The 24,235-nt window shown below is 67.3% G+C and carries 20 protein-coding genes; 15 read left to right on the top strand and 5 right to left on the bottom strand.

Going from position 1 to position 24,235, the window contains the following annotated elements; all coding sequences use genetic code 11:
- The first annotated feature begins 40 nt into the window (after window positions 1-40).
- Together ABNX08_RS07120 and ABNX08_RS07125 are read left to right on the top strand one after the other, a co-directional pair.
- Complete coding sequence (locus ABNX08_RS07120; protein ID WP_022534488.1) at window positions 41-430, top strand: hypothetical protein; 390 nt, start codon at window positions 41-43, stop codon at window positions 428-430.
- A 243-nt stretch (window positions 431-673) separates the two neighbouring features.
- Entirely contained in the window at window positions 674-1,753 is a 1,080-nt protein-coding gene (locus ABNX08_RS07125; protein ID WP_041680999.1) for an alpha/beta fold hydrolase, read from the top strand.
- 43 nt (window positions 1,754-1,796) lie between these two features.
- On the opposite strand, the gene ABNX08_RS07130 is transcribed toward ABNX08_RS07125, so the two are convergent.
- Together ABNX08_RS07130 and ABNX08_RS07135 are read right to left on the bottom strand one after the other, a co-directional pair.
- Window positions 1,797-2,852, bottom strand: a complete 1,056-nt coding sequence (locus ABNX08_RS07130; RefSeq protein WP_051369706.1) for a bifunctional UDP-4-keto-pentose/UDP-xylose synthase — start codon at window positions 2,850-2,852, stop codon at window positions 1,797-1,799.
- 43 nt (window positions 2,853-2,895) lie between these two features.
- The gene (locus ABNX08_RS07135; RefSeq protein WP_022534491.1) at window positions 2,896-4,683 is read right to left on the bottom strand and encodes a glycosyltransferase family 39 protein; all 1,788 of its coding nucleotides are present in this window, start codon (window positions 4,681-4,683) and stop codon (window positions 2,896-2,898) included.
- Window positions 4,684-4,945: 262 nt separating this feature from the next.
- On the opposite strand from ABNX08_RS07135, the gene ABNX08_RS07140 reads away from it, so the two are divergent.
- Together ABNX08_RS07140 and ABNX08_RS07145 are read left to right on the top strand one after the other, a co-directional pair.
- Window positions 4,946-5,617, top strand: a complete 672-nt coding sequence (locus ABNX08_RS07140; RefSeq protein WP_022534492.1) for a response regulator — start codon at window positions 4,946-4,948, stop codon at window positions 5,615-5,617.
- Complete coding sequence (locus tag ABNX08_RS07145; protein ID WP_349604664.1) at window positions 5,614-6,969, top strand: ATP-binding protein; 1,356 nt, start codon at window positions 5,614-5,616, stop codon at window positions 6,967-6,969. Before ABNX08_RS07140 ends, ABNX08_RS07145 begins: the two co-directional genes overlap by 4 nt.
- A 57-nt stretch (window positions 6,970-7,026) precedes the next feature.
- On the opposite strand, the gene ABNX08_RS07150 is transcribed toward ABNX08_RS07145, so the two are convergent.
- Window positions 7,027-9,378, bottom strand: a complete 2,352-nt coding sequence (locus tag ABNX08_RS07150) for a Tex family protein (RefSeq protein WP_349604722.1) — start codon at window positions 9,376-9,378, stop codon at window positions 7,027-7,029.
- A gap of 248 nt (window positions 9,379-9,626) precedes the next feature.
- Here ABNX08_RS07150 and ABNX08_RS07155 point away from each other — a divergent pair, with 248 nt between their 5' ends.
- The 3 genes from ABNX08_RS07155 (at window position 9,627) to ABNX08_RS07165 (ending at window position 12,928) form a co-directional block, all read left to right on the top strand.
- Window positions 9,627-10,445: a hypothetical protein gene (locus ABNX08_RS07155; RefSeq protein WP_022534495.1), complete on the top strand. Its 819-nt coding sequence runs from the start codon at window positions 9,627-9,629 to the stop codon at window positions 10,443-10,445.
- 34 nt (window positions 10,446-10,479) lie between these two features.
- Window positions 10,480-10,683: a DUF465 domain-containing protein gene (locus ABNX08_RS07160; protein WP_013956445.1), complete on the top strand. Its 204-nt coding sequence runs from the start codon at window positions 10,480-10,482 to the stop codon at window positions 10,681-10,683.
- Window positions 10,684-10,753: 70 nt separating this feature from the next.
- Entirely contained in the window at window positions 10,754-12,928 is a 2,175-nt protein-coding gene (locus ABNX08_RS07165) for an ATP-dependent DNA helicase (RefSeq protein ID WP_349604663.1), read from the top strand.
- A 90-nt stretch (window positions 12,929-13,018) separates the two neighbouring features.
- Here ABNX08_RS07165 and ABNX08_RS07170 read toward each other — a convergent pair whose 3' ends face one another.
- Window positions 13,019-13,849: an outer membrane protein assembly factor BamD gene (locus ABNX08_RS07170; protein ID WP_349604662.1), complete on the bottom strand. Its 831-nt coding sequence runs from the start codon at window positions 13,847-13,849 to the stop codon at window positions 13,019-13,021.
- Window positions 13,850-13,866: 17 nt separating this feature from the next.
- Here ABNX08_RS07170 and ABNX08_RS07175 point away from each other — a divergent pair, with 17 nt between their 5' ends.
- Together ABNX08_RS07175 and pgeF are read left to right on the top strand one after the other, a co-directional pair.
- Window positions 13,867-15,117, top strand: coding sequence for an RluA family pseudouridine synthase (locus tag ABNX08_RS07175; RefSeq protein WP_022534498.1), 1,251 nt, complete (start codon window positions 13,867-13,869; stop codon window positions 15,115-15,117).
- Window positions 15,104-15,904, top strand: coding sequence for a peptidoglycan editing factor PgeF (gene pgeF / locus ABNX08_RS07180; protein WP_022534499.1), 801 nt, complete (start codon window positions 15,104-15,106; stop codon window positions 15,902-15,904). Before ABNX08_RS07175 ends, pgeF begins: the two co-directional genes overlap by 14 nt.
- Window positions 15,905-15,917: 13 nt before the next feature.
- Here the strand turns inward: pgeF and ABNX08_RS07185 are convergent, their stop codons facing one another.
- Entirely contained in the window at window positions 15,918-16,178 is a 261-nt protein-coding gene (locus ABNX08_RS07185) for a hypothetical protein (RefSeq protein WP_022534500.1), read from the bottom strand.
- A gap of 457 nt (window positions 16,179-16,635) precedes the next feature.
- On the opposite strand from ABNX08_RS07185, the gene phaC reads away from it, so the two are divergent.
- From phaC to rimO, 6 genes are all read left to right on the top strand, one after another.
- Window positions 16,636-18,405, top strand: a complete 1,770-nt coding sequence (gene phaC / locus ABNX08_RS07190; RefSeq protein ID WP_022534501.1) for a class I poly(R)-hydroxyalkanoic acid synthase — start codon at window positions 16,636-16,638, stop codon at window positions 18,403-18,405.
- An 81-nt stretch (window positions 18,406-18,486) separates the two neighbouring features.
- Window positions 18,487-19,668 carry an acetyl-CoA C-acetyltransferase gene (locus ABNX08_RS07195; RefSeq protein WP_022534502.1) on the top strand — a complete coding sequence of 394 codons (1,182 nt, stop codon included), beginning with the start codon at window positions 18,487-18,489 and terminating at the stop codon, window positions 19,666-19,668.
- Between the two features lie 76 nt (window positions 19,669-19,744).
- On the top strand, window positions 19,745-20,485 hold the full coding sequence (locus ABNX08_RS07200; RefSeq protein ID WP_013956453.1) for a 3-ketoacyl-ACP reductase: 741 nt from the start codon (window positions 19,745-19,747) through the stop codon (window positions 20,483-20,485).
- A 436-nt stretch (window positions 20,486-20,921) separates the two neighbouring features.
- Window positions 20,922-21,473 carry a polyhydroxyalkanoate synthesis repressor PhaR gene (gene phaR / locus ABNX08_RS07205; protein ID WP_022534503.1) on the top strand — a complete coding sequence of 184 codons (552 nt, stop codon included), beginning with the start codon at window positions 20,922-20,924 and terminating at the stop codon, window positions 21,471-21,473.
- 234 nt (window positions 21,474-21,707) lie between these two features.
- Window positions 21,708-22,676, top strand: coding sequence for a tRNA-dihydrouridine synthase (locus ABNX08_RS07210; protein WP_022534504.1), 969 nt, complete (start codon window positions 21,708-21,710; stop codon window positions 22,674-22,676).
- A gap of 135 nt (window positions 22,677-22,811) precedes the next feature.
- On the top strand, window positions 22,812-24,191 hold the full coding sequence (gene rimO / locus ABNX08_RS07215) for a 30S ribosomal protein S12 methylthiotransferase RimO (protein ID WP_022534505.1): 1,380 nt from the start codon (window positions 22,812-22,814) through the stop codon (window positions 24,189-24,191).
- The last annotated feature ends 44 nt before the right edge of the window (window positions 24,192-24,235 follow it).

Raw genomic sequence — 24,235 nt, forward strand, 5'->3', positions numbered from 1 at the left:
CGTCGCGGCAACGCCGCCGACACCCCTGTTGGAGATAGCAATGCATAAGAATTTTGCCAAGACCCTGCTTGCCGCTGCCGCACTCGCCGCCGGGCTCAACCAGACCGCCCACGCCGGTGCCTATGCTGATGCACTGATCGTTGGCGCGCCGGGACACAACGGCCAGCGCGACGCCTTTACCGATGGCGCGCGCAGTCCGGCCACCGAGGCCACCATGCTGCCCGTGGTCGCGCGTCAGGGCATGTCCGTGTGCGCGGTCCGTGGCTTTGATCCGTACCGGGACGGCATGCGCAAGCCTGATCCTTACACCGATGGCGCCCGCATGGGCCAGTTCGACCCGTTTACGGAGGGGACCCGCATCAACTCGCGCGATGGCTTCACCGACGGCGCGCGCAGCGATGCGCGCGACAGCGGGGAATGCCTGTCCTGAGCCGGGCATGGCAACGGGGCGGTTTGTCCGGGCCGTTTCGTTGTCCAGGCGCCGGGGAATGTGCGCCATGACTCGCGCATGCCCCGATATGACGCAACCCTGCCATAAGGCAACCCGCCCGGCGCGATGCCGGGCGAGCGCCAATCTGCAACGGCACTGTTGCACCGCAAATCCTTTGCTAAGCTAGGGAAGTCACGCGGCGCGCCTGCGCAGGCAGGCCGTCCCAGCACCGCGCGACCCGACATGCCGATGTTCAAGCAGCAAATCCGCCTGTGCACCAGCCGGGATGGCGTTCGCATTGCTTATGCCATCACGGGCGGTGGCGCGCCGCTGGTCAAGGCGGCCAACTGGATGAGCCACCTCGAGTTCGATGTGGGCAGCCCGGTGTGGAGCCATATGATCACGGCGCTGTCGGCCACGCATATGCTGATCCGCTATGACGAACGCGGCTGCGGGCTGTCCGACCGGGACATCGAGGACCTCTCCTTCGACGCCTGGCTGCGCGACCTGGAAACCATCGTCGACGCCACCGGGGTCGAGCATTTCCCGCTGCTGGGTATCTCGCAGGGCGCATCGCTCGCGGTGGCCTATGCGGTCGCGCATCCGGAGCGCGTCAGCCACCTGGTGCTGCACGGCGGCTATGCGCGCGGGCGACTCAAGCGCGACAACCTCAGCCCGAGCCTGCGCGAGGAGGCCGAGCTGATGAACAAGCTCGCGGAACTCGGCTGGGGCCAGGAGAACCCCGCCTTCCGCCAGTTCTTCACCACGCAGTTCATCCCCGGGGGCACCGCCGAGCAGCATGCGTGGTTCAACGAGCTGGAACGGGTTTCGACTTCGCCGCTGAATGCCTCGCGCTTTATGCGCGTGTTCAACGAGATCGACGTGGTGGCACTGTTGCCGAAGGTGTCGTGCCCGACGCTGGTGCTGCACGCGGTGCACGACGCGCGCGTGCCCTTCGACGAAGGGCGCCTGATCGCCAGCGAAATCCCCGGTGCGCGCTTCGTGCCGCTGGAAAGCGGCAACCACCTGCTGCTCGAAACCGAGCCCGCGTGGCGCCGCTGGCTGGACGAGGTGCGCGCCTTCCTGCCGGCCACGGAGCCGGTGCGCGATCCCGCCTTCACCGCGCTGACGCGGCGCGAGCGCGATATCGTCGAACTGATCGCACAGGGCCGCGACAACGCCCAGATCGCCGCCCATCTCGATCTGTGCGAGAAGACCGTGCGCAACCACATCACCAGCATCTTCGCCAAGCTGGAAGTGGAGAACCGTTCCCAGGCCATCGTGCTGGCGCGCAAGGCCGGTTTCGACCGCGCCGGCGCGTGAGTTCCGGGCTGGTCGCCGTGACGCGGTCGCCGCCTTCGTGCGGCTAGCCCTGGTTCACCAGCGTACGGGCATCGGTCACGTGCCCGCGATACGCCTCGAAAATGCGGCGCAGCGCTGCTTCCATGCTGATCTCTGGCTTCCAGCCCAGTTCCTCGATGGTGTTGTCGATCTGCGGCACGCGGTGCTGCACGTCCTGGTAGCCCTTGCCGTAGAAGTCGCCCGACGAGGTCTCGACGATCCGCGTTCTGCGCGCTTCGTCCGCATATTCCGGATAGTCCGCCGCCATCTTCAGCATCATCTCGGCCAACTCGCGCACCGAGTGGATATTGCCCGGATTGCCGATGTTGTAGATCTTGCCGGTGGCCACGCCGTTGGGGTTCTCGATGATGCGCATCAGCGCGCTGATGCCGTCCGCGATATCGGCGAAGGCCCGCTGCTGCGCGCCGCCGTCGACCAGCTTGATCGGCTCGCCGCGCACGATATGGCCGAGGAACTGCGTCACCACGCGCGACGAGCCTTCCTTCGATTCGAAGATCGAATCCAGCCCCGCACCGACCCAGTTGAACGGGCGGAACAGCGTGTAGTTCAGGCCTTGCTCCATGCCGTAGGCGTGGATCACGCGGTCCATCAGCTGCTTGGAGCAGGCGTAGATCCAGCGCGGCTTGTTGATCGGGCCGTAGACCAGCGGCGAGGCCTCGGGATCGAACTCGTCGTCGCTGCACATGCCGTAGACCTCGGAGGTCGACGGGAACACCAGGTGCTTGCCGTACTTCACGGCGGCGCGCACGATCGGCAGGTTGGCCTCGAAGTCCAGTTCGAACACGCGCAGCGGCTCGCGCACGTAGGTGGCGGGCGTGGCGATGGCCACCAGCGGCAGCACCACGTCGCACTTGCGGATGTTGTACTCGATCCACTCCTTGTTGATGGTGATGTCACCCTCGAAGAAGTGCATGCGCGGGTGCTCGACGAGGTCGCCCAGACGGTCCGCCGACATGTCCATGCCGTAGACCTCCCACGACGTGGTTTCCAGGATGCGGCGCGTCAGGTGGTGGCCGATAAAGCCGTTGACGCCGAGGATCAGTACTTTCTTGCGTTGCATTGCGTTTGACGATGGCATGGGAAAACAGAATGCGCCGGCGCGGCTAGCGCGCGTCGGCGATCGGGAAGTTGGCGACCGCTACGCGGCGCCAGTCGCGCGCGACCACGTGCATCGGCACGCGCGCGCTCAGTTCAGCAAAGGTCTGCGGCGACAGCAGCGCGATGGCGCGCGGGCCGTGCTGCCAGGCATCGACGAAGGCATCGACGGTTGGCAGCCATTTCTGCGGTTCCTGCTCGGTGCCGAACGACAGTTCGTCTGCCTGCGCGACCATGGTAAGCGGATGGTGCAGGTAGAACGGCAGCGTATGGTCCAGCATGCCGACGCCATAGAGCGGCATGCCGGGGCGCAGCACGCGCTCGATCGGCGCCACCATGTCGATGCCTGACGCCGAGCGCCCGATGGTTTCGTGGCCGAGCAGGGCGATGGAGAAGGCCAGCAGCATGCCCAGTGCATACGCCGTGATACTGGCCATGCGCCCGCGCCGCCGCAGCAGCCACAGACCCGCCGCGGCGCTGGCCAGTACCAGCGCGAACGCCAGCGCGGCCCATACGGCATAGGCGCGGTAGAGCGCATTGGGCGTGTTGTTGGAATCGAGCGTGGCCACGTAGGGGCTCGCCAGTAGTCCGATCGCGCCCACGACCAGCATCGCGCGCAATTGGAGGATCCAGGCACGCTCGCCAGTACGCGCCAGCGCCACGCCCGCCAGGATTCCCAGCGCCGGGAACATCGGCAGGATATAGCCTGGCAGCTTCGACCCCGACAGGCTGAAGAACACGAAGATCGACACCGCCCACAGCGCCGCCATCAGTGCCGGCTGGAACGGCCGCGCGCCGCCTGCGCCAGCGGTACCGGCACGCTGCCGGACCGCGCGTACCATGCCTGGCAGCAGCCCAAGCCACGGCAGAAAGCCGCCCAGCACCAGCGGCACGAAGTACCACAGCGCCCCCTTGCGGGCATGCACGGTCGAGGTATAGCGTTGCCAGTGCTCGTGGATAAAGAAAAAGCGCAGGAATTCCGGGTTGTGCCGTGCCACCAGCCAGTACCATGGCACCGCCACCAGCAGCATCAGCGCGATGCCGGCCGGCGCATGCAGGCGCCGCCACAGCGCCAGGTCGCGCGTCACGCAGGTGTACACCACCAGCACCAGGCCGGGCAGCACCAGGCCCACCAGCCCCTTGGTCAGCAAGGCCAGGCCCATCGCCGCCCAGCACGCCAGCATCCAGTTGCGGCGCGTGGCCGGCGTTGCTGAGGGATGCTGGGCCAGCAGCATGCTCGCCAGCACGCAGGCCATGATGCCGGACAGCGTCATGTCCAGCGTATTGAAGTGCGCGGCGGCGTTCCACATCGGCGCACTGGCCAGCACCAGTCCCGTCAGTAGCCCGGCGCGCGCGCCGAACCAGCGTGCCGCGGCCAGCATCGACGCGCCCAGCCCGGTGATGCCGGCCAGCGCCACGCACAGCCGCGCCTGCCACTCGCCGATGCCGAACAGCGAGTAGGAGATTGCCGTCACCCACATGTGCAAGGGTGGCTTCTCGAAGTACTTCAGGCCGTTATAGCGGATGGTGACCCAGTCGCCGGTGCTCAGCATCTCGCGGGCGATTTCGGCGTAGCGGCCCTCGTCGGGACCGAGCAGGTGGCGCACGCCCAGCGTGCCGAACCAGGCCAGCGCGAACACCAGCACGACCAGCGCTATCGCCAGCGTGGGGACGCCCGCCACCCGGGTGGCGGGCCATGGCAGGGCCGGCGGGGCGGTGACAAGCGCGGGCTCGGCGGCGAGGCGATCGGAACGATGTAGCGGAACGGCGTGGGCCGGAGGCGGGTGTGACGGCAAGGGCGGGTGCTGGCTAGGGTATCGGGCCAGGCGTCGGCGTCCGGCGGGAGGGCTTCGGCGTGACGCTGTCCACGCCGCAGGCATGCGCGGCGTTGAACAGGGCAAGTGCCTGGCAGTGCGAGCCAGAGAATAGGCCGCTAACCTTAATGGCACATTAAGCCGGGCCGCGCACAATGGTGGCGCGATACGTGGCTCGCACCACGCAGTGCGCGATCGCGTGACCGGCACGTAACACCGTTCCCACCGGCAATCACCCGAAAAAATGAGAATTCTTATCGTTGAAGACGACCCCATGCTGGGCGACGGGCTGCGGCGCGGCCTGCAGCTGCTGGACTATGCGGTCGACTGGTTTGCCACCGGCACCGAAGCCGACCACGCGCTCGACGTCGTCCACTACGACGCCGTGGTGCTGGACCTCGGGCTGCCCGGCGAGGACGGCATGGCGCTGCTGGCACGCTGGCGCGCGCGTGGCTGCCGCATACCTGTGATCGTGCTGACCGCGCGCGACGCTATTGAAAGCCGCGTCGGCGGGCTCGACGCCGGCGCCGACGATTACCTGGTCAAGCCGATCGCGCTCGATGAACTGGCCGCGCGCCTGCGCGCCGTGACCCGGCGCGCAGCGGGGTTGTCGTCGCCAGTGTGGAAGCACGGCGCACTGGAATTCCATCCCGCCGCGCGCCAGGCGTACTGGCGGGGCCAGCCGGTGGAACTGACCAGCCGCGAAGCCATCCTGCTCGAACTGCTGCTGGCGCACCCGAACCGGCTGCTGACGCGCGACATCCTGCGCGACAAGCTCTATGACTGGCAGGGCGGCGTGGAAAGCAATGCGTTGGAAGTCCATATCCACCACCTGCGCCGCAAGATCCACCCCAAGATCGTGCGCACCTTCCGCGGCGCCGGCTACACGCTGGGTGCGGCGGAGGATTGCGTATGACGCTGCAGCGCCGCCTGATCCTTGCGGTCCTGATCGCGGCGCCGGTGGTGTGGCTGCTGACCATCGGCATGACCTATGTGCGCGCCCGGCACGAGATCAACGAGCTCTATGACACCGACATGGTGCGCATGGCGCTGCAGATGCATTCGGTGGTGCCGCTGGTCGATGTCGCCGCCGCGCCGTCGCGCACCAGGCTGCCCCAACTGGTGGAGGGTGACCAGGGCGATGCCGGCCTGGGCGATCTCGCCATCGCCGCCTGGCTGCCGGACGGCAAGCCGCTGCATATCGATCCCGAGGGCGACCTGCTGCCGCGCGCCCCGGGCGTGAAGGGCTTCACCGATATCACCATCAACAAGGAACCGTGGCGGCTGTACTACCTCGCCGACCCCGATACCGGCTGGCGCGTCTGCGTCGGCCAGCAGCTCGGAGAGCGCAATGAGCTGATCCTGTCCTATATCGCCGCGCAGGTGCTGCCGTGGGCCGCCGGCCTGCCGGTGCTGATCGGGCTGCTGATCTGGTTCATGCGGCGCGCATTGGCGCCGGTGCGGGCGCTGTCGGCGGATATCGAAGGCCGCACGCCTGAGGACCGCCGGCCGCTCAGCCTGGAGGCCGTGCCCGGCGAACTGGTGCCGCTGGTCCATGCGACCAACCGGCTGCTGGCGCGCGTGTCCGACTCGATCGAACACGAACGGCGCCTGACCGCCGACGCGGCCCATGAGATGCGCACGCCGCTGGCCGCGCTCAAGGCGCAATGGGAGATCGCCGAGCGTTCGCCCGACGAGACCGAGCGCGCCCAGGCACGCGCCAACGTGGCCGCAGGCATCGACCGTATCGGGCGGCTGGTGTCGCAGTTGCTGACGTTGAGCCGGCTGGAAGATGCTTCCGGCCTGCCGTCGCGCCAGCCGGTGAACTGGGTGCCGGTCGCGCAGCAGGCGCTGTCCGACTGCCTCGGGCTGGCCCGGCAGAAGCAGGTCGACGTGGAACTGGAATGGCCCGGCGCGGGACGGGCGCCATTGCCAATCGCGGGCGATGCCAACTTGCTGTCGCTGATGCTGCGCAACCTGCTCGACAACGCCATCCGCTACAGTCCGTCAGACGCGCTGGTGACGATCGATTTCCAGCCGGATGGCATCACCGTGCGCGACCAGGGGCCGGGCGTGGCGCCGGATCTGCTGGCCCGGCTGGGCGACCGCTTCTTCCGCGGCGGCAACGGGCAGCGCGAGCACGGGCACGGGCTTGGCATTTCCATCGCGCAGCGCGTGGCGCGGTTGCATGGGCTCGAGATCGCGTTTGCGAACCGCTCCGATGGGGCGGGCAAGGGCCTGGCAGTGCGGATTGTGCGCAGCGCCTGAAGCCAAAAACGCCCCGCACGGCTTCCCGTGCGAGGCGTCCTGCCATGCTCTCGCGGTTCAGCGCTTGAGCTTGGCAAAGGCCGCGGCCATCGCGCCCGCCGGCTCCTGCTCGCGGCGGCCGCCGTTGGAGCCCTTGCCGCCATTGCGCTGGCCACCACGATCGCCACGGTCGCCGCCGGCGCGTGCCGGGGTCTGGCCCGGCTCGTCGTCCAGCCGCATCGACAGGCCGATGCGGTTGCGCTTGACGTCGACCTCCATCACCTTGACCTTGACGATCTGGCCGGCCTTGACCACCTCGTGCGCATCCTTGACGAACTTGTTCGACAGCGCCGAGATATGGACCAGCCCGTCCTGGTGCACGCCGATATCGACAAACGCGCCAAAGGCCGCCACGTTGGTGACCACGCCTTCCAGCACCATGCCGGGCTGCAAGTCCTTCACGTCTTCCACGCCTTCCTGGAAGGTCGCGGTCTTGAACTCGGGACGCGGGTCGCGGCCGGGCTTTTCCAGTTCGGACAGGATGTCGCGCACGGTCGGCAGGCCGAACGATTCGTCGGTGAACTTTTCCGGCGGCAGGCCGCGCAGCGCGTCGCGGTTGCCCATCACGTCGCGCAGGCCCTTCTTGATGTGCTCCAGGATGCGCTGCACCACCGGATAGGCTTCCGGGTGCACCGACGAGCGATCCAGCGGGTTATCGCCGTCGTTGATGCGCAGGAAGCCGGCGGCCTGCTCGAACGTCTTGTCGCCCAGGCGCGGCACCTTCTTCAGCGCAACGCGGTTGGGGAAGGCGCCGTTGGCATCGCGGAACTCGACGATATTGCGCGCCAGCACCGTGTTCAGGCCCGACACGCGCGCCAGCAGCGGTGCGGAGGCGGTATTGACGTCGACGCCCACCGCGTTCACGCAGTCCTCGACCACGGCGTCGAGCGCGCGCGCCAGCTCGCGCTGGTTGACGTCATGCTGGTACTGGCCCACGCCGATCGACTTGGGATCGATCTTGACCAGCTCGGCCAGTGGGTCCTGCAGGCGGCGCGCGATCGACACGGCGCCGCGCAGCGACACGTCCAGGTCCGGGAATTCCTTGGCGGCCAGCTCCGAGGCGGAGTAGACCGAGGCGCCGGCCTCGCTGACCACGATCTTGGTCAGCTTGAGCTCGGGCATCTGCTTCATCAGGTCCTGTACCAGCTTGTCGGTCTCGCGGCTGGCGGTGCCGTTGCCGATCGACACCAGCGCCACGTTGTGCTGCTTCGCGAGGCGCGCCAGCGTGGCGAGCGAGCCGTTCCAGTCACGGCGCGGCTCGTGCGGGTAGATGGTGGCGGTGTCCAGCAGCTTGCCGGTGCTGTCGACCACGGCGATCTTGCAGCCGGTGCGGATGCCGGGGTCGACGCCCATCACCGACTTGGGACCGGCCGGCGCGGCCAGCAGCAGTTCATGCAGGTTGCGGCCGAACACCTTGATGGCTTCGCCTTCGGCGGTTTCGCGCAGCTGGGTCAGCAGTTCGGTTTCCAGGTGCGGCTGCACCTTGACGCGCCAGCACCAGCGGCATACGTCGCCCAGCCACTTGTCGGCCGGGCGGCCCAGGTTCTGGATGCCGACGTGGCGCGCGATCATGCCTTCGCACGGGTGCGGAACCATCGCGTCCTGTTCTTCGCCCAGCCCCAGCTTGACCATCAGCACGCCCGCATTGCGGCCGCGGAACAGCGCCAGCGCGCGGTGCGAGGGTACGGTGCGGATGGTTTCGCTGTAGGCGTAGTAGTCGCGGAACTTCTCTTCCTCGGCGGTTTCCTTGCCTTCCATCACGGTTGACGCGACCACGCCGTTGGTCCACAGGTGTTCGCGCAGCTTGCCGAGCAGTTCGGCGGTCTCGCCGAACTGTTCCGACAGGATGTCGCGCGCGCCGTCCAGCGCGGCCTTCACGTCGGGCACGCCGCCGTCGGCGGTCGGGTTGCCGTTGACGTACTTGGCGGCTTCGGTCTGCGGGTCCAGCGTGGGATCGGCCAGCAGGGTCTGCGCCAGCGGCTCCAGCCCGCATTCGCGCGCGATCTGGGCGCGCGTGCGGCGCTTGGGCTTGTAGGGCAGGTAGAGGTCTTCCAGCGTCTGCTTGGTTTCAGCGGCCTCGATGGCGGCCTGCAGTTCTGGCGTGAGCTTGCCTTGCTCCTGGATCGACGCCAGGATGGCCGCGCGGCGGTCTTCCATGTCGCGCAGGTAGAGCAGGCGCTCTTCCAGGTTGCGCAACTGCGTGTCATCCAGGTTGCCGGTCACTTCCTTGCGGTAGCGGGCGATGAAGGGGACGGTGGCACCTTCGTCGAGCAGCGCCACGGCGGCCGCGACCTGGCGGGGCTGGACGGACAGCTCGGCCGCGATGAGCGACACAATCTTTTGCGAGACGGATGCGGGCAGGTTGGACATCGGGAACGCGGCGGGAAACGCAGTCAGTCGAAAGCGGGGCATTTTGCCACAAGCGCGCGGCGGCTCATCACGCGGGTGCAGCATGCAGGTGCGGCGGGCGGGTGCGGCGGGCGGCGCCGCGCGCACGTCCGATCCGCGCCGGGGGGCGCGCGGTGCGGCCGGCGCTATGCCCCGCAGGGGCCCCGCGCAGTGCCCCGAGGTGGCCGCGGAGGCAGGCCGGCACGCGGCCCGGATGCTAGAATCCCGTCATGATCGTCAAGCCCCGTCCGGCCGCCGCCAAGGCCACATCGCCGGCCGCCTCCGAGGCGGCCATCCTGGCCATGCCCACGCTCGCCAACGTGCCCCGAACCTTCCCGTCCCATGCCCGCATCGCCTTGCCAGCGCTGGTCGTGGCCGCCTGCGCCGCGCTGATGCCGGTGCGCGAGGTGCTCGCGCAGGCGCCGGCCCCGGCCGCCGCGCCGGTGGCTGGCGCCGGCGCCACCCGCGACTTCGCCGCCGAACGCAAGGCCATCGGCGATTCGCGTGCCTGGACCAACTATCGCTTTGCCGCCGCCGAGCACGAGTGCTACGGCAAGTTCTTCGTCAACCGCTGCATCGACCAGGCCAAGGAAATCCAGCGTGGGGAGCTGCAGGTGCTGCGCACGCGCGAGCTGGAAGTCGGCGAGGCCGAGCGCGCCCACCGTGCCGCCGAGCGCGACCGCGAACAGGCGCTGCGCCGTGCCGAGTTCGAGGCCAGCCAGCCGAAGCGCGCCGCCAGCGAGCAGTCCAGCCGCGAAGCCTTCGAAAAGAAGCAGCAGGAGCAGCAGCTGCGCGATGCGCAACGCCAGGGCGAAGCGCCGCAGCGTGCCGCCAACGCGCAGGCATATCAGCAGAAGCAGTCTGACGCCCGCATGAAAGAGGCGCAGCAGAAGGGCGCTGCGCAGGCCCAGCAGCGCCAGGAGAACGTGAAGGCGTACGAGGCCAAGCAGCGCGACCTGGAACAGCGCCAGAAGGAGCTGGAAGAGCGTCGCGCCAAGGCGAAGGAGCAGCAGAACCCGGCGTCGGCACCGCGCCCGTTCGGCTTCTGAGGCGGCGGTACGTGACTGCGCACCGGAGGCGCATATGGACAGCAACCTGAACACCCTCGAACGGCGCATCATGGAGTTGCAGATCGAGCATCGCGACCTGGACTTCCTGATCGACCGGCTGGCCAGCGACGCAGTCCATGACGAACTGCAGCTACGCCGGCTGAAGAAGCGCCGGCTCAAGCTGAAGGACGCCATCACGCTGCTGCAGCTGCAGCTCGAACCCGACGTGCCGGCCTGAGCGCAGCCGCGCTCGCCGCACCGATCGCCGCCGGCCTTGTCCGGCGGCCTACATAATTCCCCCCCAAGCCTTGTCCGACCTTCCCGATTCCCCTGAGCTGTCCGATGCCGTCGAAGTGACCGACGCCGAGGCGCCCGCACACGCCGCGCCCGCCGACGCCACCGCCAGCCGCGGCGCCGAACTGGGCACCATCTTTGCCGATACCGGCACGCTGGCGCAGGCCATCCCTGGCTACCGCCCGCGCGCCGCGCAGCACAAGATGGCCGAGGCCGTCGCCGGCGCGATCGCAGAGAGCGACACCGTGATCGTCGAGGCCGGTACCGGCACCGGCAAGACCTACGCCTACCTGGTGCCGGCAATGCTGTGGGGCGGCAAGGTGATCCTCTCCACCGGCACCAAAAACCTGCAGGACCAGCTGTTCCTGCGCGACATCCCCACGGTGCGCCATGCGCTGAACGTACCGGTGTCGGTGGCGCTGCTCAAGGGCCGCGCCAACTACGTCTGCCACTACCACCTGGAACGAGCACAGGCCAACGGGCGCCTGGCGTCGCGCCAGGATGCGGCGTGGCTGCGGGATATCGGCCGCTTCGTCAAGGAAACCTCGACCGGCGACAAGGCCGAGCTGGTGTCCGTGCCGGAGAACGCGCCGGTCTGGCAGATGGTAACGTCCACGCGCGACAACTGCCTGGGCTCGGAGTGCCCGTTCTACAAAGACTGCTTCGTGATGCGCGCGCGCAAGGAAGCGCAGCAGGCCGACGTGGTGGTGGTCAACCACCACCTGTTCTTTGCCGACGTGGTGCTGCGCGATACCGGCATGGCGGAGCTGCTGCCGGCGGCCAACACCGTGATCTTCGACGAAGCCCACCAGCTGCCCGAGACCGCGACGCTGTTCTTCGGCGAGACGCTGTCGACCAGCCAGCTGCTCGAGCTTGCGCGCGATACCGTGGCCGAGGGCCTGTCGCATGCGCGCGATGCGGTGGACTGGGTGCAGCTTGGCGCGCCGCTGGAACGCGCCGCGCGCGACCTGCGCCTCGCCTTCACCAAGGACAACGCGCGCCTGGCGCTCGGCCAGATCGAGGCCGACCGCCGCATCGCCGAGCCCTTCAACGAAACGCTGGATGCGCTGGACGAGGCACTGTCAGACTTCGTCGAGATGCTGGAAAGCCAGGCCGAGCGCGCCGAGTCGCTGCAGCAATGCCACCGCCGTGCGCTGGAACTGGCCAACAAGCTGGCTGCGTGGCGCAGCGAAGCCGCGGCCGCCCCGGCGCCGCAAGCGGCCGAGGGAGAGGGAGAGGCCGCGGCAGTCCCTGCGGTCCCTGCCGGCCCCGAGACGGTGCGCTGGGTCGAGGTGTTCTCGCATACCGTGCAGCTGCACCGCACGCCGCTTTCGATCGCGCCGATCTTCACGCGCCAGCGCGACGGCCAGCCGCGCGCGTGGGTCTTTACCTCGGCCACGCTGTCGGTGAAGGGCAATTTCACCCACTACGCCGCGCAGCTGGGGCTCGACAAGGACCGCTCGCTGACGCTGCCCAGCCCCTTCGACTATGCGAAACAAGGCCTGCTGTACGTGCCGCGCGACATGCCGGCGCCGCAATCGCCGCAGTTCACCGATGCGGTGGTGCAGGCCGCGCTGCCGCTGATCGAGGCTGCCGGCGGGCGCACCTTCCTGCTGTGCACCACGCTGCGCGCGGTGCAGCGCGCCTCGGACCTGCTCTACGACGCCTTTGCCGAGCGCGGCCTGAACCTGCCGCTGCTGGTGCAGGGCCAGGCCAGCCGCACCGAACTACTGGATCGCTTCCGCGAGCTGGGCAATGCGGTGCTGGTCGGCAGCCAGAGCTTCTGGGAGGGCGTGGACGTGCGCGGCGAGGCGCTGTCGCTGGTGATCATCGACAAGCTGCCATTCGCGCCGCCTGACGACCCGGTGCTGGCCGCGCGCATGGAAGTGCTGCAGAAGAAGGGCCTGAGCCCGTTCGCCGTGCACCAGCTGCCGCATGCGGTGATCACGCTCAAGCAGGGGGCGGGGCGGCTGATCCGCTCGGAGTCGGACCGCGGCGTGCTGGCGATCTTCGATACGCGGCTGGTGGAAAAGCCCTATGGCCGCCAGATCTGGCAGAGCCTGCCGCCGTTCACACGCACGCGCGAAGCGGCGACGGTGGTGCGTTTCCTGGAGTCGTTGCGCGGGGCGGAGACAGCCCGGGCTGGTGCCGAGACTGAAACCGGCGGCGAGGACGCGCCAGAGGAATGACGGCTTTGGTGCCCTGAGGGCGAGGCACAAACAAAAACGGGACGGTCTTGCGACACGTCCCGTTTTTTCATGGCCGCTGGCCGGCAAGCCTCAGAAGACTTCCCACCAGGACTTGTCCTTGCGGCGCTCGCCGTACTTGATGAAGTCGCTGTTGGGGAAATTGTGCTCCATCACGCGGGCGGTATCGTCGCGCAGGTCTTTCATGCCCATCGCGTCATACGAGCGGATCATGATGTACAGCGCTTCTTCGTTGGCCGGTGCGCCGTCGTATTCCTTGAGCGACTGCTGGGCGCGGTTGACCGCAGCAAGGTAGGCACCGCGCTTGTAATAGTACCGCGCGGCATGGACCTCGTGCTGGGCCAGCGAGTTGACGATGTACTGCATGCGCAGCGCGGCGTCGGGCGTGTACTTGCTGTCCGGATACTTTGTGACCAGCGTGTTGAACGCGTCGTAGGCGGCACGCGCGGCCTTGGGGTCGCGCTCGCTCAGGTCCTGGCCGGAGAAGCGGCCCAGCCAGCCCAGGTTGTCGTTGAAGTTGATCAGGCCCTTCAGGTAGTAGGCGTAATCGATATTGGGGTGGTTCGGGTGCAGCTGGATAAAGCGGTCGATGGCTGCCAGCGCGGCCGCGGTCTCGCCGTCCTTGTAGTTGGCGTAGGCGGTATCGATCTGTGCCTGCTGCGCGTAGCGGCCGAACGGATAGCGGCCCTCGAGCTTTTCATACAGCTTGACGGCGCGCGTGTAGTCGCCGCCATCCAGTGCGTCCTTGGCTTCCGAATATAATTTGTTGGCCGACCAGCCGGCGGTTTCGTCGGGCTGGTCCGCTAGCAGGCCGCATGCTGACAGCATGACGCAGCCGCCTGCGAGCAGAACCGCTCCAATTGTCGTGCGCCAGCGCGCGCGTTTCATGCTCTGCAATTGCATGGGCAATCGTATCCCGGATGAAGAAAAATAGCGTCAAGCATTATAGCCCAAGCCCCCAGCCCCAAGCCGACCCGGCAGATGGCGTGGGAGGACTCCCCCCGGAAAGGGTGCGCGCAGCCGCGTCCCTGGCCGATCCCGAGGAATTCGAAGACCTCGCCGAAGGCGCGCCGGCGAGTGCCGCGCCTGGCGCCGAAGCGGGCGTGACCCTGTCGCTGGAGGTGGACAGTGCCGCGCATGGCGAGCGGCTCGATAAATTGCTGGCGCGTCACTTTAGCGAGTTTTCGCGCAGCCGCCTGCAGCAGTGGATCGAAAGCGGCGCCGTGCGCGTCGATGGCCAGGTGCGCCGGCCGCGCGATGCGGTGCAGATGGGCAACCGCATCGAGGTGCAGCCGCAGGCCGCGCCGGAATCGTCGGCCTTTGCGCCCGAAGACGTGCCGCTGGACGTGGTCTATGAAGACGACACGCTGCTGGTGATCAACAAGCCTGCCGGGCTGGTGGTGCATCCCGCCGCCGGCAACTGGAGCGGCACCGTGCTCAACGGGCTGCTGCACCGCGACCCCGCCGCCACGGCGCTGCCGCGCGCGGGCATCGTGCACCGGCTCGACAAGGAGACCTCCGGCCTGATGGTGGTGGCGCGCTCGCTGACAGCGCAGACCGATCTTGTGCGCCAGCTGCAGGCGCGCACGGTCAAGCGCACGTATATCGCGCTGGTGTGGGGCCGCACCTATGACGAAGGCACCATCGACGCGCCCATCGGCCGCGACCCCCGCGAGCGCACGCGCATGGCGATCGTGCATACCGCCAGCGGCAAGCCCTCGCGCACGCATTTCCGCACGCTGGCCACGGTGCCGCTCGGGCGCGGCTTCGTGTCGATGGTGATGTGCAAGCTCGAGACCGGGCGCACGCACCAGATCCGCGTGCACTTCGAATCGATCGGCCATCCGCTGGTGGGCGACCCGGTCTACTTCCGCGCCACGCAGCGCGGCCAGCGCCCGGCGATCCGCGTGCCGTTGCCGGTGCCATATGAGCGCCAGGCGCTGCATGCGTGCAAGCTCGGGCTGGTGCATCCGGCCACCGGCCGGCACATGTCGTGGACGGCGCAGCCGCCCGACGACCTGCAGGCGCTGATCGACGCGTTGGACTTTGAAAGCGCGCAGGCGGAGGATGAGGACGAAGCCTGGGACGAGGTCTGGGAAGGCGGCGAAGCCCACTGGGAATACGCTGGCGAGGATGACGACAGTGACGACGAAGACGATGAGCGCGCCTGAGCCCGCATGGCTGGTCCCTGACTGGCCCGCGCCGGCGCGCGTGCGCGCGGTGTCGACCACGCGCCAGGGCGGCGTCAGCAAGCGGCCGTACGGCCTTGCCGGCGGTGCTCCGGGCGGCCTTAACCTCGGCACCCATGTCGGCGACGATCCGGCCGACGTGGCCCGCAATCGCGAACGGCTGGCCGCGCTACTGCCGTCGATGCCCCGATGGCTCGAACAGGTCCATGGCTGCGCGGTGGCGACGGTCGACCATGTGGTGGCACCCGGCGATCCCGTGCCGAAGGCCGACGCGAGCCTGGCGGTGGCGCCAGGCCACGTCTGCGCCGTGATGACGGCGGACTGCCTGCCCGTGCTCCTGTGCGATGCGCAGGGGACCGTGGTGGGTGCCGCGCACGCGGGCTGGCGCGGCCTGTGCAACGGCGTGATCGAGGCCACGCTGGCGCGGATGCAGGCCACCGCAGGAGGCGGTGATATGCGCTGGCTGGCCTGGCTCGGGCCAGCTATCGGCCCGGATGCCTTCGAGGTCGGGGCTGAAGTGCGCGATGCCTTCCTCGCGCAGGCGCGCCCCGATGAACAGGCCGCAGTGGCGGCTGCTTTCCGCGCCGGAGCGCCCGGCAAATACCTGGCCGACATCTACGCGCTCGCACGCACGCGGCTGGCGCGTGCCGGCTGCGCCGAGGTCTACGGCGGCGACGCATGCACCGTGGCCGATGCGGAACGCTTCTACTCCTACCGCCGCGACGGCGTGACTGGCCGCATGGCGAGCCTGGTCTGGCTCGCGGACTGATCCGGGTCCTTTTTTAGTCGTCCTTGCCCTTGGCCGCGCCGTCCGCTTGTGCCGGCGTGGCATCGCTGGCCTCGGTCGCTGCAACTGCTGCGGCCTGCGCGCGCTCGGCCGCGGCCTTGCGCCGCCGCCGGCCCGGCGTGCCCATGATGTAGAGCACCAGCGCCACCGGCGCCATGCCATACATCAGGAAGGTGGCAATTCCCGCCACCACGTTGTGCTCGGTGATCGCCATCATCAGCGCCACATAGAGCCAGCCAATGGCCACGATGTACATCAGAATTTCATCCTTCTCGCTTATGCTCGACGGCCCTGGCAGATGCGCGCGCGGCATACCGTCCGGTAGGTCGGCGAGCGCATTCGGCGCGGGACGGATTCCCGCATTGACATTGCGTACGTTGCAAGGCAACAATGGCTTCAAATGTTTCGGAATCGCTGATGATTCCCAGGTTTTTGCCGGCAAGCATACCGCATGGTGCTCCCAGCCAGAGCGCCCGCGGCAGTCGGCAAAAAGGGAGCCGCTATCGGGATGGGCGGAAAGCGCGACCGCATTTGATGTCATTGTGTGCGGCGGGCGTCTTCCGCAGGTTCCAGGGCCGATGTGCCGGCAACCCGCCCCATTCGGGGGAGGGCGAAGCCGGGTCCATCCGGATAGCATCACCCTATGCAATAGTGCCGGCCAGGGCAATGCCCGGAGCCGGTTCATACAGTGACGGCAGAGAGACAATTACATCATGGCAACCGGCAAAGGTGCGGCAGCTTCCACTCAGGAAGGCAAGTCCCAACCGTTCAAGTTCACGCCGGGGCCATTCGATCCAGCCACATGGCTGGAATGGTCCCGCCAGTGGCAGGGTACTGAAGGCAACGGCTACGCGGCCGCTCCGGGCATTCCTGGCCTGGACGCGCTGGCGGGCGTCAAGATCGAGCCAGCGCAGCTGGCCGATATCCAGAAGCGCTACATGAAGGACTTTTCGGTCCTGTGGCAGGCCATGGCCGAGGGCAAGCCCGAAGCCGCCGGACCGCTGCATGACCGGCGCTTTGCCGGCGACGCGTGGCGCAACAACATGCCGTACCGCTTCGCCGCCGCGTTCTACCTGCTCAACGCGCGTGCCATGACCGAACTGGCCGACGCCGTCGAGGCCGACGCCAAGACCAGCCAGCGCATCCGCTTCGCGATCTCGCAGTGGGTCGATGCGATGTCGCCGGCGAACTTCCTGGTCACCAATCCCGAGGCGCAGCGCTTGCTGATCGAATCCGGCGGCGAATCGCTGCGCGCCGGCGTGCGCAACATGCTGGAAGACCTGACGCGCGGCAAGATCTCGCAGACCGACGAGACCGCGTTCGAGGTCGGCCGCAATGTCGCGGTGACCGAAGGCGCGGTGGTCTACGAGAACGAGTACTTCCAGCTGCTGCAGTACAAGCCGCTGACCGACAAGGTCCATGCGCGCCCGCTGCTGCTGGTTCCGCCGTGCATCAACAAGTACTACATCCTCGACCTGCAGCCGGAAAGCTCGCTGGTGCGGCATGCGGTGGAGCAGGGGCATACGGTGTTCCTGGTGTCGTGGCGCAACCCCGATGCCAGCATGGCCGGGACTACCTGGGACGACTACATCGAGCACGCCGCCATCCGCGCCATTGAAGTCGCTCAGGACATCAGCGGCCAGGACAAGATCAATGTGCTCGGCTTCTGCGTGGGCGGCACCATCATCTCCACCGCGCTGGCGGTGATGGCCGCGCGCGGCCAGAAGCCCGCGGCCAGCCTGACGCTGCTGACCACGCTGCTGGACTTTGCCGATACTGGCATCCTCGACGTCTTTGTCGACGAGGCCCACGTGCAGCTGCGCGAAGCCACGATCGGCGGCGGCGCCGGTGGGCCGTGCTCGCTGCTGCGCGGCATCGAGCTGGCCAACACGTTCTCGTTCCTGCGCCCCAACGACCTAGTGTGGAACTACGTGGTCGACAACTACCTGAAGGGCAACACGCCGGTGCCGTTCGACCTGTTGTTCTGGAACGGCGACGCCACCAACCTGCCGGGGCCGTGGTACTGCTGGTACCTGCGCCATACCTACCTGCAGAACGAGCTCAAGGTGCCGGGCAAGCTGACGGTGTCCGACACACCGGTGGACCTCGCCAGCATCGACGTGCCGACCTATATCTACGGTTCGCGCGAGGACCATATCGTGCCGTGGACCGCCGCCTATGCCTCGACCGCGCTGCTGAAGAACAAGCTGCGCTTCGTGCTGGGTGCGTCCGGGCATATCGCCGGCGTGATCAACCCGCCGGTCAAGAACAAGCGCAGCCACTGGACCAACGATGCGTTGCCGGAGTCGCCGCAGCAATGGCTGGCCGGCGCCACCGAGCACCACGGCAGCTGGTGGCCGGACTGGACCGCATGGCTTGCAGGCCAGGCCGGCGCCAAGCGCGCGGCGCCCGCCGAGTATGGCAATGCGCGCCATCCCGCTATCGAACCCGCGCCTGGGCGTTACGTCAAAGCCAAGGCATGATGCTTGCGTGATCGCCGGCGTGCGCCCTGGCGTCGCCGGCAAGACCGCAGGTTCCCCCATTTTCCTTCGAGAGGACTAGACATGACCGACGTTGTCATCGTTTCCGCGGCTCGCACCGCAGTAGGCAAATTTGGCGGCTCGCTGGCCAAGATCCCGGCGCCCGAGCTGGGTGCCATCGCCATCAAGGCCGCGCTGGAGCGCGCCGGCATCAAGCCCGACCAGGTCAGTGAAGTCATCATGGGTCAGGTGCTGACCGCCGGCTCGGGCCAGAACCCCGCGCGCCAGGCCTCGATCAAGGCCGGCCTGCCGGCGATGGTGCCGGCCATGACCATCAACAAGGTGTGCGGCTCGGGCCTGAAGGCCGTGATGCTGGCCGCCAACGCCATCATGTCCGGCGAGGCCGAGATCGTGGTGGCCGGTGGCCAGGAGAACATGAGCGCCGCGCCGCACGTGCTGCCGGGCTCGCGCGACGGCTTCCGCATGGGCGACACCAAGCTGGTCGACACCATGATCGTCGACGGCCTGTGGGACGTGTACAACCAGTACCACATGGGCATCACCGCCGAGAACGTGGCCAAGGAATACGGCATCACGCGCGAGGCGCAGGATGAATTTGCGGTCGGCTCGCAGAACAAGGCCGAAGCCGCGCAGAAGGCCGGCAAGTTCGACGAAGAGATCGTCCCGGTGCTGATCCCGCAGCGCAAGGGCGACCCGGTGGCCTTCAAGACCGACGAGTTCGTGCGCCAGGGCGCCACGCTGGACAGCATGTCCGGCCTCAGGCCCGCCTTTGACAAGGCTGGCTCCGTGACTGCCGCCAACGCCTCGGGCCTGAACGACGGCGCCGCCGCGGTGGTGGTGATGTCGGCCGCCAAGGCCAAGGAACTGGGCCTGACGCCGCTGGCCACGATCAAGAGCTACGCCAACGCCGGTGTCGATCCCAAGGTGATGGGCATGGGCCCGGTGCCGGCCTCCAAGCGCGCCCTGTCGCGCGCCGGCTGGACCCCGCAGGACCTGGACCTGATGGAAATCAACGAGGCCTTCGCCGCGCAGGCGCTGGCAGTGCACCAGCAGATGGGCTGGGATACCTCCAAGGTCAACGTGAACGGCGGCGCCATTGCCATCGGCCACCCGATCGGCGCGTCGGGCTGCCGTATCCTGGTGACGCTGCTGCACGAGATGAAGCGTCGTGACGCGAAGAAGGGCCTGGCCTCGCTGTGCATCGGCGGCGGCATGGGCGTGGCGCTGGCAGTCGAGCGCAACTAAGGAAGGGGTTTTCCGGGGCCGCGCGCGGTTGGCGCGGACCCGTTGACGATAACGAAGAGCCAATCAAGGAGTGGACATGACTCAGCGCATTGCGTATGTGACCGGCGGCATGGGCGGTATCGGAACCGCCATCTGCCAGCGGCTTGCCAAGGATGGCTTTCGTGTGGTGGCCGGCTGCGGCCCCAATTCGCCGCGCCGTGAAAGGTGGCTCGAGCAGCAGAAGGCGCTCGGCTTCGACTTTGTTGCCTCGGAAGGCAACGTGGCTGACTGGGACTCGACCAAGACGGCATTCGACAAGGTCAAGGCCGAGGTCGGCGAGGTCGACGTACTGATCAACAATGCCGGCATCACCCGCGACGTGGTGTTCCGCAAGATGACCCGCGCCGACTGGGATGCGGTGATCGACACCAACCTGACCTCGCTGTTCAACGTCACCAAGCAGGTGATCGACGGCATGGCGGACCGCGGCTGGGGCCGTATCGTCAACATCTCGTCGGTGAACGGGCAGAAGGGCCAGTTCGGCCAGACCAACTACTCCACCGCCAAGGCCGGCCTGCACGGCTTCACCATGGCGCTGGCGCAGGAAGTGGCGACCAAGGGTGTGACCGTGAACACGGTGTCGCCCGGCTATATCGCCACCGACATGGTCAAGGCGATCCGCCAGGACGTGCTCGACAAGATCGTCGGGACGATCCCGGTCAAGCGCCTGGGCGAGCCGGAAGAGATCGCTTCGATCTGCGCCTGGCTGTCGTCGGACGAATCCGGTTTCTCGACCGGCGCCGACTTCTCGCTCAACGGCGGCCTGCACATGGGCTGACCTGCCGGCGAGTCCGGCAGCCCGCGCCGGCGCCCGCGTTTTTGCGGTGCAGCCAGCGCGGCGCACAAGGCGGCGGACGCTTTATTTCGCCGCCTGTTTCGCGGGCCGCCACGGCCCGCGAATCGTTTCCGCGAGGGCGGTTTTCGACCGTTCTTGCGCGGATTCACCGGGTTTTCCTTAACCCTGTCCGCTTTTCTTAGTGCTTTGTTGGGCATAGAATCAGGGCAGCGGCGTAGCCAGCACCATAGTCGTGCAGCGCAGCCCTCGCGGGGGCGAGGTTTTGAGCCGCAACGCGCAGCCATGCGCGAAAGGCCACAAAAAGTCCGCAAAAAGGCCGGCACGACAATAAGCAGATGGCGCAGGCGGTACCGATTTGCGCACTGCACCCCATGCGGTGCAGCAGCGCGCAAACAGACGACACAAGGACAGAGCACCGATGGCCACGACCAAAAAAGGCGCAGAGCGACTGATCAAGAAGTATCCCAACCGCAGGCTCTACGATACCCAGACCAGCACCTACATCACCCTGGCCGACGTCAAGCAGCTGGTCATGGATTCCGAGGAGTTCAAGGTCGTCGACGCCAAGTCTGGGGATGAACTGACCCGCAGCATATTGCTGCAGATCATCCTGGAAGAAGAGACCGGCGGCGTGCCGATGTTCTCCAGCGCCATGCTGTCGCAGATCATCCGCTTCTACGGTCATGCCATGCAGGGCATGATGGGCACCTACCTGGAAAAGAATATCCAGGCCTTCATCGACATCCAGAACAAGCTGGCCGAGAACTCCAAGGGCCTGTATTCCGGCGAAGCCTTCAGCCCCGACATGTGGTCGCAGTTCATGAACATGCAGGGCCCGATGATGCAGGGCATGATGAGCAACTACATCGAGCAGAGCAAGAACCTGTTCGTGCAGATGCAGGAGCAGATGCAGAGCCAGGCCAAGAATATGTTCGGGACCTTCCCGTTCAACCAGCCGGACAAGAAGTAAGAGTTGTTAGTGGCGGGCCGGCCGGTCCGCCGGTTCCGCTGCGTGCTTCGCTGTACTTCCCGGTACGACCAGCGGCGCAACGCCCAAAGCAGGTAAAATGCTGCCCTCCTGAACTGGCGGCTCATCTAGCGGACTCGCCTGCAAAGCGCGAATCCCGATGCCCTCCAGAATCCACCGTCACTTCCCGTTGCCCGCCCGCGAAGCCGGCGCACGCTGCCTGGCGCAGTCCTGAATATGAGCCGGCTGTTCCTCGCCCCGATGGAGGGGCTTGCCGACTATGTCCTGCGCGACGTACTGACCGACACCGGCAGATACGACGGATGCGTGTCCGAATTCGTCCGCGTGACAGGCTCGCTACTTCCCGCGCGCGTCTACGAGCGGGATACCCCTGAGATCCTGGACGGCGGCTATACCCGCAGCGGTACGCCGATGGTGATCCAGCTGCTGGGCAGCGATCCGGAATGGCTGGCGCGCAATGCGGCCTATGCCGCGACCCTGTCGCCGCATGGGATCGACCTGAACTTCGGCTGTCCCGCAAAAGTCGTCAACCGTCACGGCGGCGGCGCCATGCTGCTGGCGAACCCTGAACTGCTGAACCAGATCGTTGCGTCCGTGCGCGCGGCGGTGCCGGCGCACATCGCCGTGACGGCAAAAATGCGGCTGGGGGTCTCGGATACGTCGCTGGCGCTCGACTGTGCCACCGCGCTGGCGGAAGGCGGCGCGGCCTCTCTCGTGGTGCATGCCCGGACGCGCGATCATGGCTACCGGCCGCCGGCCCACTGGGAGTGGATCGCGCGCATTGCGACTGCCGTGGACGTGCCGGTCATTGCCAATGGCGAAGTCTGGACCGTCGCCGACTGGGAGCGCTGCCGGGACGTCAGCGGCTGTGCCGACGTGATGATCGGGCGAGGCGCCGTGTCCGATCCCTTCCTGGCGCTGCGGATCCGCGGACTGATGGACAGCACGCCGTCCGCGGAGGAATGGCCGCTCGTGCTGCGCCAGATCACTGCCTACCTGAAGAAGCTCCATGCCCGTATCGCCTCTTGCCACGAGCACGGGCGCGTCAAATTGTGGCTCAGCTATCTCAAACGCACATGGCCGCAGGCCGCCGAGCTACATGCCGCGATCCGGCGCATGCATGACTCCCTCGAGATCCAGGGTGTGCTGGAAAGCCTGCCAGGGGCCGCTTCCGCGCGGGAATGATGCGGCGTTGCCGCCTTCTGCTTCCCCATGTGTGGAGTCAGGCGCCGAGAAATCATGGCGAACGGTTAAAATGTTTGATTGGCTTAAATCCTGGCGGCCATGTCCCGCCCGCTTGCCCCACATTCGGATTGCACTGTGAAAAACCCTTCAGAATCAACGACCCAGAAAGACCATAGTCCGCGTGTGGGATTCGTTTCGCTTGGCTGCCCCAAGGCCCTGGTCGACTCCGAGCAGATCATCACCCAGCTGCGCGCCGAGGGCTACGCCATCAGCGGCACCTATGACGGCGCCGACCTTGTCGTGGTCAACACCTGCGGCTTTATCGACGAGGCCGTGCAGGAGAGCCTGGATGCCATCGGCGAGGCACTGACCGAGAACGGCAAGGTCATCGTGACCGGCTGCCTGGGGGCCAAGAAGGATGCCGCGGGTCACGACATCGTGTCTTCGGTGCACCCGAAGGTGCTGGCCGTGACCGGCCCGCACGCGCTGGGCGAGGTAATGCAGGCGGTGCACACGCACCTGCCCAAGCCGCACGACCCGTTTACCGACCTGGTCCCCGCGGCCGGCATCAAGCTCACGCCCAAGCACTACGCCTACCTGAAGATCTCCGAGGGCTGCAACCACCGCTGCTCGTTCTGCATCATCCCGTCGATGCGCGGCGACCTGGTGTCGCGCCCGGTGGCGGAGGTCATGCTTGAGGCCGAGAACCTGTTCAAGGCCGGCGTCAAGGAACTGCTGGTGATCTCGCAGGACACCAGCGCCTACGGCGTAGACGTGAAGTACCGCACCGGCTTCTGGAACGGCCGCCCGCTCAAGACCCGCATGACTGAACTGGTGGCAGCTTTGGGCGAACTGGCGGCGCAGTACGGCGCCTGGGTGCGGCTGCACTATGTGTACCCGTACCCGCACGTCGACGAGATCATCCCGCTGATGTCGCAGGGCCACGTGCTGCCGTACCTGGATGTGCCGCTGCAGCATGCGCATCCGGACGTGCTCAAGCGCATGAAGCGCCCGGCCAATGCCGAGAAGACCATGGACCGCATCCGCGCCTGGCGCGAGATCTGCCCGGAGCTGACTATCCGCAGTACCTTTATCGCAGGCTTTCCCGGCGAGACCGAGGCCGAGTTCCAGACGCTGCTCGACTTTATCGCCGAGGCCGAGCTGGATCGCGTCGGCTGCTTTGCCTACTCTCCGGTTGAGGGCGCCACGGCCAACGACCTGCCGGGCGCGCTGCCCGACGAGGTGCGTGAGGAACGTCGTGCGCGCTTCATGGAAGTGGCCGAGGAAGTGTCGGCACGCCGCCTGCAGCGCAAGGTCGGCCAGACCCTGCGCGTGCTGGTGGACGAGCTCAACCAGGATGGCGGCATCGGCCGCTCCTCCGCCGATGCACCCGAGATCGACGGCCTGGTCTATATCGCGCCGCCGGAACGCACCTCGCAGCGCTATCGCGCCGGCGAATTCGTCGACGTGAAGATCACCGGTGCCGACGGGCACGACCTGTGGGGCGAAGTCTGAACCGAGCAGTCGAATAGGTAAAAGTACGGTCGTTCGATTCCTCC

This window comes from Cupriavidus sp. DF5525, from assembly GCF_040149425.2.
Lineage (GTDB): Bacteria > Pseudomonadota > Gammaproteobacteria > Burkholderiales > Burkholderiaceae > Cupriavidus > Cupriavidus pickettii_A.

Bases quoted from the DNA above. Each gene is read 5' to 3' on its own strand.
- ABNX08_RS07120 (WP_022534488.1), top strand. From the start codon at position 41: ATGCATAAGAATTTTGCCAAGACCCTGCTTGCCGCTGCCGCACTCGCC.
- ABNX08_RS07125 (WP_041680999.1), top strand. From the start codon at position 674: ATGCCGATGTTCAAGCAGCAAATCCGCCTGTGCACCAGCCGGGATGGC.
- ABNX08_RS07130 (WP_051369706.1), bottom strand. From the start codon at position 2,852: ATGCAACGCAAGAAAGTACTGATCCTCGGCGTCAACGGCTTTATCGGC.
- ABNX08_RS07140 (WP_022534492.1), top strand. From the start codon at position 4,946: ATGAGAATTCTTATCGTTGAAGACGACCCCATGCTGGGCGACGGGCTG.
- ABNX08_RS07145 (WP_349604664.1), top strand. From the start codon at position 5,614: ATGACGCTGCAGCGCCGCCTGATCCTTGCGGTCCTGATCGCGGCGCCG.
- ABNX08_RS07150 (WP_349604722.1), bottom strand. From the start codon at position 9,378: ATGTCCAACCTGCCCGCATCCGTCTCGCAAAAGATTGTGTCGCTCATC.
- ABNX08_RS07155 (WP_022534495.1), top strand. From the start codon at position 9,627: ATGATCGTCAAGCCCCGTCCGGCCGCCGCCAAGGCCACATCGCCGGCC.
- ABNX08_RS07160 (WP_013956445.1), top strand. From the start codon at position 10,480: ATGGACAGCAACCTGAACACCCTCGAACGGCGCATCATGGAGTTGCAG.
- ABNX08_RS07170 (WP_349604662.1), bottom strand. From the start codon at position 13,849: ATGCAATTGCAGAGCATGAAACGCGCGCGCTGGCGCACGACAATTGGA.
- ABNX08_RS07175 (WP_022534498.1), top strand. From the start codon at position 13,867: ATGAAGAAAAATAGCGTCAAGCATTATAGCCCAAGCCCCCAGCCCCAA.
- pgeF (WP_022534499.1), top strand. From the start codon at position 15,104: ATGAGCGCGCCTGAGCCCGCATGGCTGGTCCCTGACTGGCCCGCGCCG.
- ABNX08_RS07185 (WP_022534500.1), bottom strand. From the start codon at position 16,178: ATGTACATCGTGGCCATTGGCTGGCTCTATGTGGCGCTGATGATGGCG.
- phaC (WP_022534501.1), top strand. From the start codon at position 16,636: ATGGCAACCGGCAAAGGTGCGGCAGCTTCCACTCAGGAAGGCAAGTCC.
- ABNX08_RS07195 (WP_022534502.1), top strand. From the start codon at position 18,487: ATGACCGACGTTGTCATCGTTTCCGCGGCTCGCACCGCAGTAGGCAAA.
- ABNX08_RS07200 (WP_013956453.1), top strand. From the start codon at position 19,745: ATGACTCAGCGCATTGCGTATGTGACCGGCGGCATGGGCGGTATCGGA.
- phaR (WP_022534503.1), top strand. From the start codon at position 20,922: ATGGCCACGACCAAAAAAGGCGCAGAGCGACTGATCAAGAAGTATCCC.
- ABNX08_RS07210 (WP_022534504.1), top strand. From the start codon at position 21,708: ATGAGCCGGCTGTTCCTCGCCCCGATGGAGGGGCTTGCCGACTATGTC.